13 protein-coding genes and 1 pseudogene are annotated in these 18427 nt (G+C 29.5%); 2 read left to right on the forward strand and 12 right to left on the reverse strand.

The window, feature by feature from the left end; translation table 11 throughout:
* Together HZY83_RS07035 and nhaC are read left to right on the forward strand one after the other, a co-directional pair.
* Positions 1-906: pseudogene (locus tag HZY83_RS07035) on the forward strand (hypothetical protein); the annotation flags it as partial.
* A gap of 168 nt (positions 907-1074) precedes the next feature.
* The gene (gene nhaC, locus HZY83_RS07040; protein ID WP_179943337.1) at positions 1075-2454 is read left to right on the forward strand and encodes a Na+/H+ antiporter NhaC; all 1380 of its coding nucleotides are present in this window, start codon (positions 1075-1077) and stop codon (positions 2452-2454) included.
* A gap of 43 nt (positions 2455-2497) precedes the next feature.
* On the opposite strand, the gene HZY83_RS07045 is transcribed toward nhaC, so the two are convergent.
* From HZY83_RS07045 to HZY83_RS07100, 12 genes are all read right to left on the reverse strand, one after another.
* Positions 2498-4291, reverse strand: a complete 1794-nt coding sequence (locus HZY83_RS07045) for an aminopeptidase P family protein (RefSeq protein WP_179943338.1) — start codon at positions 4289-4291, stop codon at positions 2498-2500.
* Positions 4292-4303: 12 nt separating this feature from the next.
* On the reverse strand, positions 4304-5266 hold the full coding sequence (pip, locus tag HZY83_RS07050; protein ID WP_179943339.1) for a prolyl aminopeptidase: 963 nt from the start codon (positions 5264-5266) through the stop codon (positions 4304-4306).
* 209 nt (positions 5267-5475) lie between these two features.
* Positions 5476-6840: a peptide MFS transporter gene (locus HZY83_RS07055; RefSeq protein ID WP_179943340.1), complete on the reverse strand. Its 1365-nt coding sequence runs from the start codon at positions 6838-6840 to the stop codon at positions 5476-5478.
* Between the two features lie 338 nt (positions 6841-7178).
* On the reverse strand, positions 7179-9500 hold the full coding sequence (locus HZY83_RS07060) for an ABC transporter ATP-binding protein/permease (RefSeq protein WP_179943341.1): 2322 nt from the start codon (positions 9498-9500) through the stop codon (positions 7179-7181).
* Positions 9501-9729: 229 nt separating this feature from the next.
* Complete coding sequence (ychF, locus tag HZY83_RS07065) at positions 9730-10830, reverse strand: redox-regulated ATPase YchF (protein ID WP_179943342.1); 1101 nt, start codon at positions 10828-10830, stop codon at positions 9730-9732.
* 231 nt (positions 10831-11061) lie between these two features.
* Complete coding sequence (locus HZY83_RS07070) at positions 11062-11718, reverse strand: Crp/Fnr family transcriptional regulator (protein ID WP_179943343.1); 657 nt, start codon at positions 11716-11718, stop codon at positions 11062-11064.
* Positions 11719-11878: 160 nt separating this feature from the next.
* On the reverse strand, positions 11879-12058 hold the full coding sequence (locus HZY83_RS07075) for a DUF951 domain-containing protein (RefSeq protein ID WP_179943344.1): 180 nt from the start codon (positions 12056-12058) through the stop codon (positions 11879-11881).
* 13 nt (positions 12059-12071) lie between these two features.
* Positions 12072-12920: a mechanosensitive ion channel family protein gene (locus HZY83_RS07080; protein ID WP_179943345.1), complete on the reverse strand. Its 849-nt coding sequence runs from the start codon at positions 12918-12920 to the stop codon at positions 12072-12074.
* Between the two features lies 1 nt (position 12921).
* Positions 12922-13773, reverse strand: a complete 852-nt coding sequence (locus HZY83_RS07085; protein ID WP_179943346.1) for a ParB/RepB/Spo0J family partition protein — start codon at positions 13771-13773, stop codon at positions 12922-12924.
* Positions 13760-14524, reverse strand: a complete 765-nt coding sequence (locus tag HZY83_RS07090) for a ParA family protein (RefSeq protein WP_218925368.1) — start codon at positions 14522-14524, stop codon at positions 13760-13762. The genes HZY83_RS07085 and HZY83_RS07090 overlap by 14 nt, the downstream gene beginning before the upstream one ends.
* Positions 14524-15384 (reverse strand): ParB/RepB/Spo0J family partition protein, encoded by an 861-nt coding sequence (locus tag HZY83_RS07095; protein ID WP_179943347.1) that lies wholly within the window; start codon positions 15382-15384, stop codon positions 14524-14526. The genes HZY83_RS07090 and HZY83_RS07095 overlap by 1 nt, the downstream gene beginning before the upstream one ends.
* Before the next feature lie 277 nt (positions 15385-15661).
* A partial coding sequence (locus HZY83_RS07100; protein ID WP_179943348.1) for a Rib/alpha-like domain-containing protein occupies positions 15662-18427 on the reverse strand: 2766 nt, incomplete at its 5' end.

The following is an 18427-nucleotide window of genomic DNA, read 5'->3' on the forward strand; positions in this document are numbered from 1 at the left end:
GCTAATATGATATCTATATGGATATTCTTTACAATTATTTTATTTATAGTTCAACTAAAAAAGAAAAATTACAAGTTTTTATTAAAATATAGTGTATATTTTTCAACAGGTATTTTCTTAGTACTAATTCCTACTTTAATATATTTAATAAAAAATAATATATTGCACGATATGCTATATCAAGCATTTTATGTTAACTTTACATACGCTGGTGGAGATGGAGTTGGAATAGTAAATCTAGGTATATGGCTTTTAAAATTACTAAAAGATATGAATGTAATATTAATAGTGTTAATAGCTAATATAATTTTAAAAATAAATAAAAGGCTTATGATATATAATTTATTTTTAGCTTTTGCTACATATATGGCTTTTTTATCAAAAAGAGATTACTATCATTATCTAATAGTCATTATACCTATATTAATACCTTATACATCAACAGTATTTAACTATGTATTCACAAAAGTAAAATTAAATATTATTAATATTGCTTTAATAACTATTTCTACTTTTGTTCTTTATTTATCTGGAGTAGAACATTTTACTAAAAGTTTAATAGGTAGACATAACACCGACATAGCATTTGCAAAAACTGGCGAATATATAAAAAATAATACAAATTCCGAAGAAAAAATATATGTTCACAGATTATCTGGGACAATATATCTTCAATCAGAAAGATTAGCAGCAACCAAATACTTCTTTATTCCCGCAATAAATGAAGATATATATTATGATGACTTCAAAAATGAAATAGAAAAAAACAAACCTGAATACATAGTACTAAGCAACTATTTCATAAACAACGAAAAATGTGATGAATTTATAAAAGAATATGTTGATAAAAATTATACTGAAGAACATCAAGAAGATCATTTAGTAGTTTACAAAAAAATAAAATAAATGTCTAAACCCTCTATAAGTTAATTCTAACTCTTGGAGGGTAATTAAATATAAAAATCAAAATTAATAAAAAAATAATAGATACCTTATTTTCTAAAAATTTATTGTAATTTTCTAATTTTTATGATATAATGTTCACAATTTTAATACTTTTAAGGAGGGAACTTTATGTTAGAATTTAAATCACTTAGAAAGCCTTCATTATTGGAAGCTTCTTTAATAGCTTTAGTGGTCTTAACTATTTTGGGTACGATGATTATATTTATACCTAATATAACTCCTCATATACCTATAATAACCGCACTAACGTTTTTATTAATATATGGACTAATAAGAAAAGTCAAATACAAAGATATGCAGGACAGTATGACATACGCTGTAGGTTCAAGTATGGGAGCAATATATTTATTCTTCTTTATAGGCGTTTTGATTACCGCTCTTATGATGAGTGGAGCTATCCCTACTTTAATGTATTATGGTTTATCTGTTATGTCAGCTAAAACTTTTTACTTATCTGCATTTATAATAACCTCTATTGTTGGTGTTTCTATCGGAAGTAGTTTAACAACAGTAGCCACTCTAGGAGTTGCTATCATAGGGATTGCTCAAGCATTCGATGCAAACTTAGCTATCACTGCAGGTTCTATTGTTTCTGGAGCATTTTTCGGAGATAAAATGTCTCCACTATCAGATACTACGAGTATTTCTGCTAGTGTTGTAGGCATAGATTTATTTGATCATATCCGTAATATGATGAGAACTACAGTTCCTGTATTCTTTATATCGGCTATATTCTACTACATTTTATCAATAAATATAAAAATTTCTAATCTAGACAATATAGCTTTATTTAAAAAGGATATTCTATCTACAGGAATAGTTCATTGGTACGCATTGATACCATTTGTAGTATTAATAGTATTAGCAGTATTAAAAATACCTGCTGTTATTTCTATTATCGCTACAACTACAGTTTCTCTTGTAGTTACATCTGTTCACTCAAATTACAACTTAGAAGAACTATCAACATTTTTCTTCAAAGGATTCGCACTTGAATCTATTCCAGAAAGTGTTGCAAGTCTTATTCAACGTGGAGGTATATCTAGTATGTTCTTCACATTATCTGTTGTAATTTTAGCATTAAGTTTAGGAGGCCTACTATTTTCTTTAGGTATAGTTTCTACTATTTTAGATACACTTACTAAATTTCTAACTTCAGCTGCTTCTGCAACAACTACAGTAGCATTTACAGCTGTAGGTATTAACTTTGTAGTAGGTGAACAATACTTATCTATCTTATTAACGGGTAGAACATTCAACCCTGTTTACGATAAATTAAAACTTCCTAAGAAAAATTTAGCACGTACTCTAGAAGATGCAGGTACAGTTATAAATCCATTAGTACCTTGGAGTGTGTGTGGCGTATTTATATCTCACGCTCTAGGAGTTTCTGTATTTTCATACTTACCTTACGCAATATTCTGCTACGGAAGTTTAATACTAACACTATTAGCAGGATTTACAGGACTAACTGTAAGTAAAAAATAAAACAAAAAACTTGAGGACAATAGTTGCCTCAAGTTTTTTTATTTTATATTTCTTTAGTAGCTTCTTTTAACCATATTCTCTCTTCTTCAGTTAAATAAGGAGAAATAACTTCGTATACTTTTTTATGATAGTTATTTAATTCATATTTATCAATATCTGTCATTATATCAATATCTATAGCCTCTAAATCAAAAGGAACATATGTTATAACTTCAAACTCATAAAATTGTCCATACTCATTATTAACAGATTTTCTTACTACTAATTCATTCTCCAATCTTATCCCGTGAGATCCTGTAATATAAAGTCCAGGTTCATTTGTAATTACCATACCTTCTCTTAAAGGTTCTGATGCACGAGCTACACTCCAATGTATTCCCGCTGGACCTTCATGAATATTTCCAAGATAACCTACACCATGACCTGTTCCATGATTAAAGTCTTGATAATTATCCCAAAGTCCGCTTCTAGCAAATAAATCTAAATTAGCACCTGAAACCCCTTCTTTAAACTTCATTCTTGACAACCTTAGATTACCTTGTAAAACTCTAGTATAATCACGTTTTAATTCTATACTAATATCTCCCATTGCTGTTGTTCTAGTTATATCAGTAGAACCTTCTAAGAAGTTAGCTCCCGTATCAGTTAAGAAAAATGTACCGCTAGTTAATGGAACATTAGTTTCATCTGATGACGAGTAGTGAACAATCGCTCCGTTAGGACCATGTCCACAAATAGGATCAAAACTAGGACAAATAAAATTACCTTGCTCTTTTCTAAATTCAACTAATTTCGAAGAAGCTGATAGTTCAGTTTCTTGATTATTAATACCATCCTTAACAAGCTGTTTTAGCCAATAAATAAATTTAGTATGTGCTACACCATCTTTTATATGTGCTTTAATTATATTATTAATTTCTACACTATTTTTCATAGCTTTCATCAATATAGTAGGATTTCTCTTTTCTACTAATGTAGTTTCTTTGGGTATATTATTAAATAAAGCATAATTCAACAACGCTGGATCAACTAACACTACATCAGAATAAGAAAATTCTTTAACATCTTCATAAATATCATTATAAGGTTTTAAGTGAATATTATTTTTAGCTAAATTTTCTTTTATCTCAGATGATAATTTATTTTCATCTACATAGAAATCTACTTTATTCTCGTATACTATCGCATAGCTTAGAAGTAACGGGAAGAAATCTACATCCATTCCCCTAACATTCAATAACCAGCCAATATCGTCTAAACTAGTAATAACATGCGCATTTGCACCAACATTATACATTTCTTTTCTAACTCTAGTTAATTTATCATCTACACTTTCTCCAGCTTGATCTAAATCTAAAGCGAACGCTTTATTTTCAGAGAGTTTTGGTCTATCTTCCCAAATCTCATCGATTAAATCAATATCATATTTTATTACGGCATTTTTTCTTTTTAATTTATTAGCCAAAACTTTTCCTTGACCAAACGTAACTACACGTCCATCAAATCCTAAAACTCCATCTTCTTCTATATTATTAATAATATATTCTTCAATAGTAGGAACACCTGGATCAAACATTCTTTGTAGCTCTATTTCCGAGTTAGCAAGTTCTTTTTCTGCTTGTAAAAAATATCTACCGTCAGTCCATAGACCTGCATAATCTTTCGTTACCAAAACTGTTCCAGCAGAACCTGTAAATCCACTTATAAATGCTCTAGCCTTAAAATGTTCCCCCACATATTCACTATTATGAAAATCAGCAGTAGGAATCATATATATATCAATATTTTCATGTTCCATTAATTTTCTTAATTTTTCTAATTTTGTAGCTATATCCATAATAAATCCTCTTTATCTTAAAATTTCTCTAAAATTATCTGTAGCTTTAACTAATTCACTAACTATTCCTGGCTCACCCGAAGAGTGACCAGCATCTTCTACTATATGTAATTTAGAATTATTTAACTTTTTATGTAACATATATGCTCCAATAACTCTACAATCTATATCATATCTTCCGTGAACAATAACAGTTGGGATATCTTTAAATTTATGACAATTTTCTAATATAAAATTATCTACTTCCCAAAACATATTATTCATCCAAAAATGACATTCTATTGTAGCCATAGAAATAGCGAAATCAATATTACCAAAACTATCCTCTAAATTAGGATCAGGTAATAATGTAACTAAACTACCTTCCCACATACTCCATTCTTTAGCAGCTTGTTTACGTGTTTCATAATCGTCACTAGTAAGCTTTTTATAATACGCAGATATAATGTTATCTCTATCTTCTTTTGATACTATACTTACATATCTCTCAAAAGATTCTGGTTTTATATTACTAGCTCCGCCTACTTCATATATCCATTCTATATCTTCTCTACGCCCTAGGAAAATTCCTCTTAGTACTAAACCTAAAACTCTGTCAGGATGTTTAATAGCATAACACATAGCTAATGTAGAACCCCAGCTACCTCCAAATACTAACCACTGATCAACCCCTACATCTTTTCTTATCTTTTCCATATCATCTACAATACTCCAAGTATCGTTATTTTCCAAACAAGCATGCGGTGTAGATTTCCCACTACCTCTTTGATCAAAAACAATAATACGATAAAACTCTGGGTCAAAATATCTTCTACATGTAGGTGATGATCCACATCCGGGACCTCCGTGTAAAAATACTACAGGAACACCTTTAGGATTACCACTTTCTTCATAATAAATATCATGTACAGCATCAACTTTTAGTTTTTTGCTAAAATTAACTTCTATTTCGGGATATAAAGTTCTTAATTCCACATCCTTACCCTCCTTATTAATAAAAAAATAGTAGTAGATATCCTAGAAAATATCTACTACCTTAATATTGCCTATATAAACTAGAATAAAAATTGTTAAATAAACTTATTCTCTTTATTTGATTATAGCATACTATTTCAACAGTTACAAATTCATTTATAATTGAACATCTCAAAAAACTATACAATAAATTTTCGAGTTATTATACATTACTCAACTAAAGTTTCACCTTCACGCAGTTCAACAAGCGAAGCCAACTTCTTATCAAATACGAATAGTAGTATACCTAACAAGCATAAAACTACAGTTATTAACGAGTATGCATACATAAAATCTAATTGAGAAATTGCTTTATACACTTGTCCATAACATAATGTAGCAAAGAATGTAGCAGCTACCCAAACTGACATCATCGTAGATAATAAATGCTTAGGAGAATATTTAGAAACAAAAGCATTTCCTAGCGGAGAAAATACCATCTCACCTAAACTTAGTAAAATCCCAAACATTATTATCCACATTAAACTAGCTTTATTTGTTTCTGGTGATCCTATACCTCTTTGAAATTCTGCACCTATAAGCATTAAGAAAGATGCACCTAATAAGAATAAACCTATACCTAATTTTTTGTATAAACTTAAATCTCCTTTTGGTCGTTTAGATAAACGTAACCATAAAGCTCCCAAAATAGGTCCTAATGCAATACATAGAAGTGCATTCTCTGAATCAAACCAAGCTGTAGGTATTTCAAAACTACCAATATTGAAGTTTACATATTTTGGTGCATAATCATAAACAGCAAGATAAGTAAAATACCAGAATAGCCAGAAAATAATAGAAAATATTGAAATTAACAAAATAGATAAAACTCTACGTACCTCATACGGCTCTAAAGAACGTTTTTCTTGCTTAACTTCTACTACTTTTTCTTCACCTGCTTTAAAAGGAATTTTCCCAGCATCTCCTAAAGATTTATATCCTATAACGAACCATACAGCTCCTAATAAACAAAGAAGACCTGCTAATTTAAAACATTGTAAGTATCCACTTTGTTCAGATGTAGCTAATGATACATATAAAATTCCTACTGCTGTAGTACCTACAAATGATCCAATATTTACAAAAGAATATTGAGTTGAAAATGCAGAATCCTTCTCTCCAGATGTTTTAAATAACGTTCCTGTTAATGATGATAAATTAGCCTTGAAAAATCCTGTTCCTACTCCTACCAAAGATATCATAATCCATAACGATTCTTTTGTACCAACATAACCTTGATACGCATAACCTACAGCCATTAGCAAAAGCCCAACAGGTATTAAATACCTTGCCCCTATATATCTATCAGCTATGAAAGACATAACTACTGGAGCTGCATAAGTTGCTGCAACAAAATAACTTTGCATTACAGCTGCATCACCTTTATCAATACCTAGACCTCCATTTACTAAAGCAGCCGTCAAAAATGCTACAACAAGCCATTTAGAAGAATAATAAGCTGCTCTTTCAAATGAAAAAGTTAAAGAACACATATAAAAACTCCAAGGTTTTCTTGTATTAGTTTGATTATCCATAACTCTTCCTCCTTTAAAATATGTTTTTTATAATTACGTTTTCATTTTAGCACAAAAATATAACAGTTACAATAATATTTTGGATAAATATAATATAACAATAAAACTTTATTATATATTGATTATAATTAATAGTGAAATTAAATTTTATAAATTATATATAACACCTTATTTTAAAGAGAACGTGAAATATTTTTTTATTTATTAAATAATATATTTTTATACTCCGAATATAAAATAAAAATTAACTTTTTTCATAATTTAAAATAATTTTAAATTAATTCATAAAAAATAAAAAAGACGGTACTTCACCATCTTTTTTATACATTATCAATCTTTTACTCTGTTCTTAATGCTTCTACAGGATTTTTCTTAGCAGCCATTTTAGCTGGTATAACACTTGCTATAAGAGTTAGCACTAAACTTAATAGTATTAATAATACTGAGTTTTGAACAGACAAACTAGCTGTAAATCCATCAGCTTTGATAGCCTTAGATACTATATTACTTATTGGTATAGATAATACGATAGCTACTATTACTCCAAATAATCCAGAAGATATTCCTACAAGACCCGCTTCTACATTGAATATTCTTGTAATATCTTTCTTTCTTGCACCGATAGCTCTTAAAATACCTATTTCTTTTGTTCTTTCTACTACAGATACATAAGTTAAAATACCTATCATAACAGATGATACTATCAGAGATATAGCTGCAAATGCAGTCAAGATAATAGTAACTGTATTTATCATTTGATTCATCATCTCCGTCATCATCTTAGCAAGATCCGTGTAGCTTATATTATATTTATTAGCTTCTGTAATATTTGATCCATATTTATCATTTATTTTTTTATTATATTCTTCTATAGTTTTTACGATATTTTCTCTATCTTCAAATGATTTTGGATAAATAGCTATCTGACTAGGTTTAGTGCTACCACCTAACTGACCTATTATTTGATCATAAATATCTTCTGATATAACTTCACTAGTTAGAACATTTTTATTTACATCTGCTTTTTGAGCTTCAACTATTTTAGAAATTTTCTCTTTTTCTAGCATAGTATCTTCTAAAGATTGCGTATAACCTATTACTGATCTACTATTTTCATATGTACTATCTTTCGGTTTTACTATTGCTACTATTTTAGCTTTTACTCCTGCATCATAACTAGCATCATCAAAATTTGCTAAAGTATATAGCCCACCTTTTTCAGTGTAGTAACTATCATTACTCAAAATACTAAATTCTTTTCCTAAGAAATCCTTATAGTCTAATTTACTATTTTCATCATACCCTAATGCTTTCAAAATATCCTTATCAATAGAATTGTCTTTTCCTACATAAAGAATCATCTCTTCAGCGTTAGTTGGATAAACAAAGTCATCAGATAATTTTGCTACTACATCATATTGATTTAACAAAACATTTTTATCTTGTGATAACTTAGAAAAATTATCATTCCCACTTAAAGATAAAGTTTCCGTTTTAAATTCTTTTACTACTCCGCTAGGTATCTTAATCAAAGCTTTTAATTTATAATCACTCGTGTATTCAATATTCTTGTAATAATTTTTAGCATTATTTTCTAAATACTTCAGAAACGTTTCCCCGTTTCCTAATGCATCTTCTGTATATATATTTTTATGAATTTTATTTTTACTACCTGCTTTTATAGTAGTACTATTATCCACTTCGGTATCAGTAACTCTCATTTGGAAATTCATTTGTTTAGAACTTATAGTTATAGGCATACTAGACATATTTTCATTTTCTAGTTTATTGATATAACCTTTCATTCCTGACGAAATAGATAAAACCAAAGCTATACTAATTATCCCTATACTCCCTGCCAAAGTAGTCAAAATAGTTCTAATTTTTTTTGTAAATAAATTTTTCATACTTGACTTTATAGAATCTTTAAGTTTCATCGATGTTTTTGGAAAATTAGGAGTACCTTGCTTTTTATCTTCTTCATTATAAGGGTTTGTATCTTCTTTAATTTGGCCGTCAGATACACTAACTATTCTATCACTGTATTCTTTAGCAAGTTCTGGATTATGAGTAACCATAATTACTAATTTATCTTTACTTATTTTTTTTATTAATTCCATAATTTGAACACTAGTTTTGCTATCTAAAGCACCTGTAGGTTCATCTGCCAAAATAACTTTAGGATCCGTTACTAACGCTCTAGCTATAGCTACACGTTGCATTTGTCCTCCAGATAATTGACTAGGTTTTTTATATATATGTTCTGCAAGTCCAACCTCTTCTAACGATTTTTTAGCTTTTTCGGTACTTTCTGCCGAACTAAAACCAGAAATAGACAACGCTAATTTGACATTATCTAAAACTGATAAATGACTTATTAGATTATAACTTTGAAAGACAAAACCTATTGTTCCATTTCTATAACGATCCCAATCTTTATCCGTAAACTTCTTAGTAGAATAGCCATCTATAAGTAAATCTCCAGAAGTATATTTATCTAAACCTCCTATAATATTTAGCATAGTAGTTTTTCCACTACCACTTGCTCCTAATATGGAAACAAATTCTTCTTTACGAAATCTAATACTTACATCATTTAATGCGACAGATTTATTACCACCTAAAATATATTCTTTCGTAATATTACGTAATTCTAACATTTTTATCCTTCCTTGTTTTTAAATAAAATTTCTATAATTATATCATAAAAAATATACATATTCAATTACAATAAATGTTAAAAAATAAATAGTTCAGGCAATATAATTACCTGAACTTAATCTAAAAAATATTTATTTATTACAGTAAATAATAATTGAATTAATATAAAATTTGTAATATCTAACTTTCAAATTTTTATAAAACAACAATAAAACTTAAATTATATTATTAGACATTAAATCTAAACAACATAATATCTCCGTCTTTTACCTCGTATTCTTTTCCTTCAAGGCGCACTTTCCCTGCTTCTTTTGCTTTAACCATACTTCCGTATTCTAACAAATCATCATAACTAACTGTTTCTGCACGAATAAAACCGCGTTCAAAGTCCGAATGAATAATACCTGCACATTCTGGAGCTAACATACCTTTTCTAAAAGTCCATGCACGAACTTCTTGTACTCCTGCTGTGAAATAAGTTGCCAATCCTAAAAGGTTATAACTAGCCTTAATCAATTTATCAAGTCCACTTTCTTCTATTTCTAATTCTTCTAAAAACATTTCTTTTTCATCATCTTCTAAAGAAGCCATTTCCTCTTCAATCTTTGCACAAATAACTATAACTTCGCTTCCTTCTGTTTTCGCAAATTCTCTAACTTTTGAAACAAATTCATTACTATCTACTTCTAAAAGATCATCTTCACTTACATTAGCTACATATAACATAGGTTTCATAGTAAGTAAATGCATATTTTTAGCAATTTTTTGCTCTTCTTTATCCAACTCTAGCAAACGAGCAGGTTTCTCTTCTTTTAAAATATCTCTAACTTTCACTAAAACATCAAATTCTGCAACTGCATCTTTGTCTTTTTGCTTAGCTTGTTTTTCTACTCTACCTATACGTTTTTCTACACTTTCTAAATCAGCCAAAATTAATTCTAAATTAATTACTTCTATATCATAAATAGGATCAACACTACCTGCAACGTGAGTAATGTTTTCATCTTCAAAACAACGAACAACTTGACAAATTGCATCAACTTCTCTTATATGACTCAAAAATTTATTTCCTAAACCTTCACCTTTAGAAGCTCCCTTTACTATACCTGCAATATCAGTAAATTCAAAAGAAGTGGGAACTGTTTTCTTAGGTGTAACTAACTCCGTTAATTTTTCTAATCTATTATCTGGAACTTCTACTATACCTACATTTGGATCTATAGTCGCAAATGGATAATTGGCAGCCAAAGCTCCTGCTTTTGTTATTGCATTAAATAACGTACTCTTTCCTACATTGGGTAATCCTACTATTCCCGCTGTCAATGCCATAATTATATCTCCTTTATACTAACTCTTATTGTACCTAGTTATTATAACATAAAATACTTTAATAAAAAATAATATAGAAACATTTTGTATAATACTGTTGGTACAAAAAATAATACATAATAATTAATGTATCAGATATTAAAATATTAAACGTTTAAAATTATAAAAAATAATATAAGTTACTTATAAACTATCTAAGATTATAAGTAACTTATAAAACTAACTACATTTCTATAGCAAATCTTTTAAATACTGGAAATCTAAAACTTCTATCCTTTTATTTCCTATAGATATTGCTCCAGATTCTTGCAACAAGTTAAGCTCTTTATTAAGAGTACTTCTATTAACATGTAATATATCTGCTAGTACTCCTTGAGAAATCGGAATATTTATAGTTATACTAGGATTATTAATGTTAACTAACCAGTATACAAGCCTATCTTTAACACGTCGATATTGTAATGCACGTAATATTCTCTGATTATAACAAGTAAATTCTGCAATATATATCATAACATTTTTCATAAACTTTATATCATTTTCTATAATATTTTTAATATCATCCCAAGCAAACCATACTACTTTAGTTTTTCTAATAGCATAGGTATCAAAAGAATATTTAGTTTCTCCACCATAAAGCATATAAAACGGGAAAGATACTCCGGGTCCATAATAAGATGAGTTTACGGATTTTCCTGTATTTGTAAACTCTGTACAACGAAGAACCCCTTCTAATATTATACAAATTTCTTTTATATCTTCGCCAGATTCAATCACTAAATCATTAGATGAATACTTAGCTTCTCTTCTTTTTATAGTTCTTAATGCTTCTTTTGATTTTTCAGATATACCTTCAAAAATATGTATAGTTGAAAACAACTTTTCCATAGCACATCCTCCTTATTTTTATAGTATAACATCTATACAGATTTTATGCAAATTAACCCAATATCGTTTATATTTTTTGAGCTTAATATTTGATTAATTTATACATATATTTTATAAATATCTCTAAATCAAAATATACAATAATCCAGAAAAAATTACATTATTTCTCTAAGACTTTTTTCAACTTCTTGTTAAATTCTCTTCTGGATAACATTATAGTATTATCACACTTCAAACATTTTATCTTTATATCCGCACCCATACGCGTTATCTTCCATCTGTTAGTTCCACAAGGGTGCTTTTTTTTCATTTCAACTATATTTTCTAAATCATACTCCACAAAACTCACTCCTTTACTTAATAGAAACTATATTTTCAGTAAATTCTAAGTATAAATCTTTTTTTAGCATATTTTCTAATACATTCTTTTTTCCTAAAGTAGCTTTAACTATAATTTCAAAACTAGCTACATTTTCGTCTACACCTATCAAAGAGTTTAATTTTAACTTTTCTTTTTTATAAAAGTATTTTTTATATTCATTATTGCTATTAAGTATTTCTAAAAATTTATTTAAGGAACTCTCTATATCATTCAATGTTGTACTTATAGTAATATTACTTACAATAGACAATAAATTATAATTTTGTGAATAATTAATTACTTGATTTATGCTACTATTAGGAACAAAATATACTTCTCCGCCATTTGACAAAATTTTCGTAGACCTAAGCCCTAATGCTAAAATTTTTCCTTCTGCTATAAAAGCAGACTGATTATTAATTTTCACATAATCTCCTACATCAAATTGCCCTTCCAAAATAATAAAAAATCCCGTAATTATGTCTTTTACCAAACTTTGAGCTCCAAAACCTACAGCTACACTGACCAATCCTGCACTTGCCAAAATTCCAGCAGTATTAACTCCAAAAGTAGATAATATTTGTATAGTAGCTATAAAATATATTGTATATGTAACTGTACTTTTTATAAGTTTATGAATTGTAGCATTTCTTTTTTCATTAGACTCTATCCCTAACTTACTATTAGCTTTTATACTAGTCTTCATAACATAGTCTAGTATTTTCAAACTAATCTTTATAGTTATATAAGCAAGAATAACTATTATGATTGTTTTTATAAATCGTTCTAAAATATTAATATACAACTCTTCATTTTTCAAAAAATTTAATATATTTAACATTTTACTTTCCAAATAGTTCTATTATTCTATCAAATTCTTCATTATCATCGAATAATATTTCAATTTTTCCTTTTTTATTTTTATTTTGTTTAATAGAAACTGTCGTTCCTAACAATTTTTTTAATCTATTCTCTTGTTCTTCTATAAATATATCTTTTTTAATTACTTTTTTTACTTCCTTTTTATTATTCAATTTAGAAATATAATCTTCCAAAGCTCGCACAGACATATGCTCTATTATTACTTTATTACAAATTTTTGTCATATCTTTATTAGATTTTAGAGATAATAAAGTTCTTGCATGACCTGCACTAATTTCTCCGTTAGATAATCTTTCTTTGACTTCCAATGGTAATTTTAGTAGACGCAAACTATTGGCAATATACGATCTACTTTTTCCTAATTGCTTTGCCAAATCTTCTTGTTTTAAATTTAAATTAGTCATCAACTTTTTATAACTACTAGCCTCTTCTAAAGCAGATAAATCTTCACGTTGTAAATTTTCTAAAACAGCAAATATCATCATTTCATCATCAGAAAGTTCTTTTATAATAGCAGGAATTTCTTTTTTACCTAGTTTTTCAAATGCACGATATCTTCTTTCTCCCGCAATAATATAATATCCTGATACTGTTTTTTTTACGACTATAGGCTGTAATAAACCATTTTTTTCTATTGATGATGCTAATTCTTCAATCTTACTATCATCAAAAATTGTTCTTGGTTGATAAGGATTGTTTTTTATACTTTCTAATTTAATATTTATTACACTGTTAGAATTATCATCTATTGATATACTTTCTGTTTTAAATATTGCACCAAGTCCTTTACCTAGTCCTTTATTTTTTGTCACGATTAATCACCTCTTTTGCCAAAGTTAAATATTGTTTAGCACCTTTAGAAGATTTCGCATACTCTATAATAGGTTCTCCGAAACTAGGAGCTTCACTAAGTCTAACCGTCCTAGAAATTACAGTATCAAATACCTTATCTTTAAAATGATCACGGACTTCAGTAGATACTTGATTAGATATATTTGTCCTACTATCTGTCATAGTAAGTAAAACTCCAAAAATTTCTAATGTAGAATTAAGATGTTTTCGAACGATATTAAATGTATTTATTAATTGACTAAGCCCTTCTAAAGCATAATACTCTGTCTGTACAGGTATAATAACCCCGTCAGCTGCCGTTAAAGAATTTAACGTAATAAGACCTAAAGATGGCGGACAATCTATAATAATATAATCATAAGATTTCTTTATAGAAGAAATAGCTTGTTTCATCCTTAATTCTCTACTTATAGCAGAAACTAATTCTACTTCTGCACCTGCTAAAGCAATACTAGAGGGAACTATATCAAGATTTTTATAAGATGTTTCTTTTATAACTTCATTAATATCTACTTCATCGACTAATATATCATATATAGATTTATTAACATCATTTTTATCTATCCCAACTCCACTAGTTGCATTAGCTTGAGGATCTGTATCAACAATTAAAACTTTATTATTTAAATTTGCTAAAGAAGCTGCCAAATTAATAGCAGTTGTAGTCTTCCCTACTCCTCCTTTTTGATTACATATAGCTAATATCTTCATTATTTTCTCTCCTTATAACGTGGTATTTTTATTTTTAAAGTTATACTACTCATTTCTTCTTCCTCTTCTTTTTCGAGGTTAATTCCGTACTGATTCTCTAATTTTGAAATTTCTTTTAAAAATTTTGAAACTATTTTTTGAGCATCATAATTACTATTCAAACTGTTAATTTTAGAATTATTTTCTTTAATATCTAAATAATTAGCTACTCTTTTCTCTGTTTGAATTACATTTAGATTTTGAGTTAAAATTTGATGTAAAATATTTTCTTGTACGGTATGATCTAACTTCACCATAGCTCGACCATGACGTTCTGTTATCCTTTTAGTACTTATTGCATCTATAACTTTTGGACATAACTTCAAAAGCCTAATCTTATTGGCAACAGTTGCTTGTGTCTTTCCTAAAGATTTAGCTAATTCTTCTTGAGTTATATTGTTAATTTCTAGCAATTTCTGATAAGCATACGCCTCTTCTATTGGACTAAGTTCTTCTCTTTGAATATTTTCTATAAGAGCTAACGTTGCCATTTGTTCATCTGTTAGTTCTTTTACGATAGCTTTAGTAGTTTCTAGCCTTAGATACCTTAATGCACGAAGTCTTCTTTCGCCTGCAATAAGTTCGTAAAATCCATTATCTAACTCACGTACAGTTATAGATTGTAATAATCCATTTTGTTTTATAGAATCTGCTAATTCTATAATTTTATCATCATCAAATTCATATCTAGGTTGGTACTTGTTAGGGATAATCTTATCTATAAAAATTTCTTTTAAAACATCTTCATCTGAAATACCAACTTTTTCTGCTCTTTTAGTTAAATTGTACAATTTACTAAAAGGTTTTACTGTTTCTTCCATACAATAAACTCCTCCCTCATTAATTAATTTCATCTATAAGAATACCATAATCAACTTTATAAGTCAAAATATTTCCCGATAAAAACTTTTAAAAACATATTAAAATCATAATATTATTAATTATATTTCCTGAATTATTTTAAAATTATATACTGTATATAACTTTTAAATAGTTAATAATTTATCATTAAAATAATTAATAAATATAATCCTTTGCCACCTAATTAATACTAAACAAAAAAGACAAGACATATAAATGTCTTGTCTAATTTAAGAATTATTTATTTTTTCTTCTTCTACTTAATAGTCCTGCTAGTACTAATAATGCTAGTCCTGCTGCACTTGTAGTTGTCGTTTCACCTGTGTTAGATAATTTCTTAGAAGCTGACCCTTTACCTTTTGCTACAACTAAATCTTCTCCTGGAATAACATCTTTACTTCCGTCTGGATATGTTATTGTTGCTGTTCCATCATTACCAACCTCAACTTTTGTTCCTTCTGGGAATTTATCTTTGTTAGCTTCTTTTATCTTATCTGCTACTTCTTGTTTCTCTTCTGGTGTTAAGTTGCTTGGATCTGTTACTTCTGTTTTTTCTGGAACTGTTGGAGTAATCTTCTCTGCATCTGTACGGCTATCTACTACTTTGACCGGTACATCGACTACTTCTTTACTTCCATCTGGATATGTTACTTCTACTTTTCCTGTGTATTCTCCAGGTTTATTTGTATCTATACTTCCCTCTGGCGTTACGTCTTTAACAGTTACTGGTACGTCATTACCTTTATCGTCTTTGATTGGATTTACGTTATCTGTTAAGTCTACTTTTCCACCTTTTTCTACTGTTTCTGGTTTTGTAGTTGGTGTGTATTTATCTGCATCTGTACGGCTATCTACTACTTTGACCGGTACATCGACTACTTCTTTACTTCCATCTGGGTATGTTACTTCTACTTTTCCTGTGTATTCTCCAGGTGTATTTGTATCTATACTTCCCTCTGGCGTTACGTCTTTAACAGTTACTTCTACTGGATTTCCACTTTCGTCAACTATTGGATTAACGTTGTCTGTTAAGTCTACTTTTCCACCTTTCTCTACTGTTTCTGGTTTCGTAGTTGGTGTGTATTTATCCGCATCTGTTTTTGGTTTAACTAAGTCTGTTCCTGGAATAACATCTTTACTTCCGTCTGGATATGTTATTGTTGCTGTTCCATCTGGTCCTACTTCTACTTTTGTATTTGGTGGGAACTTATCTTTGTTTGATTCTTCTATCTTATCTTTAACAGCTTTTTTCTCTTCGTCTGTTAAATTGTTAACATCTCCTACTTCTGTTTTCTCTGGAACTGTCGGCGTAATACGGTCTGCATCTGTTTTTGGTTTAACTAAGTCTGTTCCTGGAATTACATCTTTACTTCCGTCTGGATATGTTATTGTTGCTGTTCCATCTGGTCCTACTTCTACTTTTGTATTTGGTGGGAACTTATCTTTGTTTGATTCTTCTATCTTATCTTTAACAGCTTTTTTCTCTTCGTCTGTTAAGTTGTTAACATCTCCTACTTCTGTTTTCTCTGGAACTGTTGGTGTGATACGGTCTGCATCTTTTTCTTTAACGATTACTTTGACTGGTACTTCATCTTTTGTTCCGTCCGGATAAGTCACAACTACTATTGCATCTTTTTCCCCCGCTGTATTTGTATCTACTGGAGTTTTGTATTCATACGTTGCGTTCTCTGGTAACTCTGAAACATTTCCTATGCTGTCTTTTGCATTTGGTGTTTCTCCTTTGTTTACCTCTTGTGTTTTCGCTGTTGGTGTGTATTTATCCGCATCTTTCTCTTTAACAGTTACTTTGACTGCTACTTCATCTTTTGTTCCATCCGGATATGTTACAACTACTATTGCATCTTTTTCCCCCGCTGTATTTGTATCTACTGGAGTTTTGTATTCATACGTTGCATTCTCTGGTAACTCTGAAACATTTCCTATGCTATCTTTAGCGTTAGGTTGTTCTCCTTTGTTTACCTCTTGTGTTTTCGCTGTTGGCGTATATTTATCCGCATCTGTTGGTTTGTCTGTTTTTGGTTTTACCAAGTCTGTTCCCGGTATTACATCTTTACTTCCGTCTGGATATGTTATTGTTGCTGTTCCATCTGATCCTACTTCTACTTTTGTATTTGGCGGGAACTTATCTTTGTTTGATTCTTCTATCTTATCTTTAACAGCTTTTTTCTCTTCGTCTGTTAAGTTATTAACATCTCCTACTTCTGTTTTCTCTGGAACTGTTGGTGTAATACGGTCCGCATCTTTTTCTTTAACGATTACTTTGACTGGTACTTCGTCTTTTGTTCCGTCTGGATAAGTCACAACTACTATTGCATCTTTTTCTCCCGCTGTATTTGTATCTACTGGAGTTTTGTATTCATACGTTGCGTTCTCTGGTAACTCTGAAACATTTCCTATGCTGTCTTTTGCGTTCGGTGTTTCTCCTTTGTTTACCTCTTGTGTTTTCGCTGTTGGTTCATATTTATCCGCATCTTTTTCTTTAACAGTTACTTTGACTGGTACTTCGTCTTTTGTTCCGTCCGGATATGTCACAACTACTATTGCATCTTTTTCTCCCGCTGTATTTGTATCTACTGGAGTTTTGTATTCATACGTTGCGTTCTCTGGTAACTCTGAAACATTTCCTATGCTGTCTTTTGCGTTCGGTGTTTCTCCTTTGTTTACCTCTTGTGTTTTCTCTGTTGGTGTATATTTATCCGCATCTTTTTCTTTAACGATTACTTTGACTGGTACTTCGTCTTTTGTTCCGTCTGGATAAGTCACAACTACTATTGCATCTTTTTCTCCTGCTGTATTTGTATCTACTGGAGTTTTGTATTCATACGTTGCGTTCTCTGGTAAGTCCGAAACATTTCCTATGCTGTCTTTTGCGTTCGGTGTTTCTCCTTTGTTTACCTCTTGTGTTTTCTCTGTTGGTGTATATTTATCCGCATCTTTTTCTTTAACAGTTACTTTGACTGGTACTTCGTCTTTTGTTCCGTC

The organism is Gemella sp. GH3 (assembly GCF_013415425.1).
Taxonomy (GTDB): Bacteria; Bacillota; Bacilli; order Staphylococcales; family Gemellaceae; genus Gemelliphila.

What these genes read in the sequence shown, in the direction of transcription:
- nhaC (WP_179943337.1), top strand. Translation starts at nt 1,075, where the DNA reads ATGTTAGAATTTAAATCACTTAGAAAGCCTTCATTATTGGAAGCTTCT.
- HZY83_RS07045 (WP_179943338.1), bottom strand. Translation starts at nt 4,291, where the DNA reads ATGGATATAGCTACAAAATTAGAAAAATTAAGAAAATTAATGGAACAT.
- HZY83_RS07055 (WP_179943340.1), bottom strand. Translation starts at nt 6,840, where the DNA reads ATGGATAATCAAACTAATACAAGAAAACCTTGGAGTTTTTATATGTGT.
- HZY83_RS07060 (WP_179943341.1), bottom strand. Translation starts at nt 9,500, where the DNA reads ATGTTAGAATTACGTAATATTACGAAAGAATATATTTTAGGTGGTAAT.
- ychF (WP_179943342.1), bottom strand. Translation starts at nt 10,830, where the DNA reads ATGGCATTGACAGCGGGAATAGTAGGATTACCCAATGTAGGAAAGAGT.
- HZY83_RS07070 (WP_179943343.1), bottom strand. Translation starts at nt 11,718, where the DNA reads ATGGAAAAGTTGTTTTCAACTATACATATTTTTGAAGGTATATCTGAA.
- HZY83_RS07080 (WP_179943345.1), bottom strand. Translation starts at nt 12,920, where the DNA reads ATGTTAAATATATTAAATTTTTTGAAAAATGAAGAGTTGTATATTAAT.
- HZY83_RS07090 (WP_218925368.1), bottom strand. Translation starts at nt 14,524, where the DNA reads ATGAAGATATTAGCTATATGTAATCAAAAAGGAGGAGTAGGGAAGACT.
- HZY83_RS07095 (WP_179943347.1), bottom strand. Translation starts at nt 15,384, where the DNA reads ATGGAAGAAACAGTAAAACCTTTTAGTAAATTGTACAATTTAACTAAA.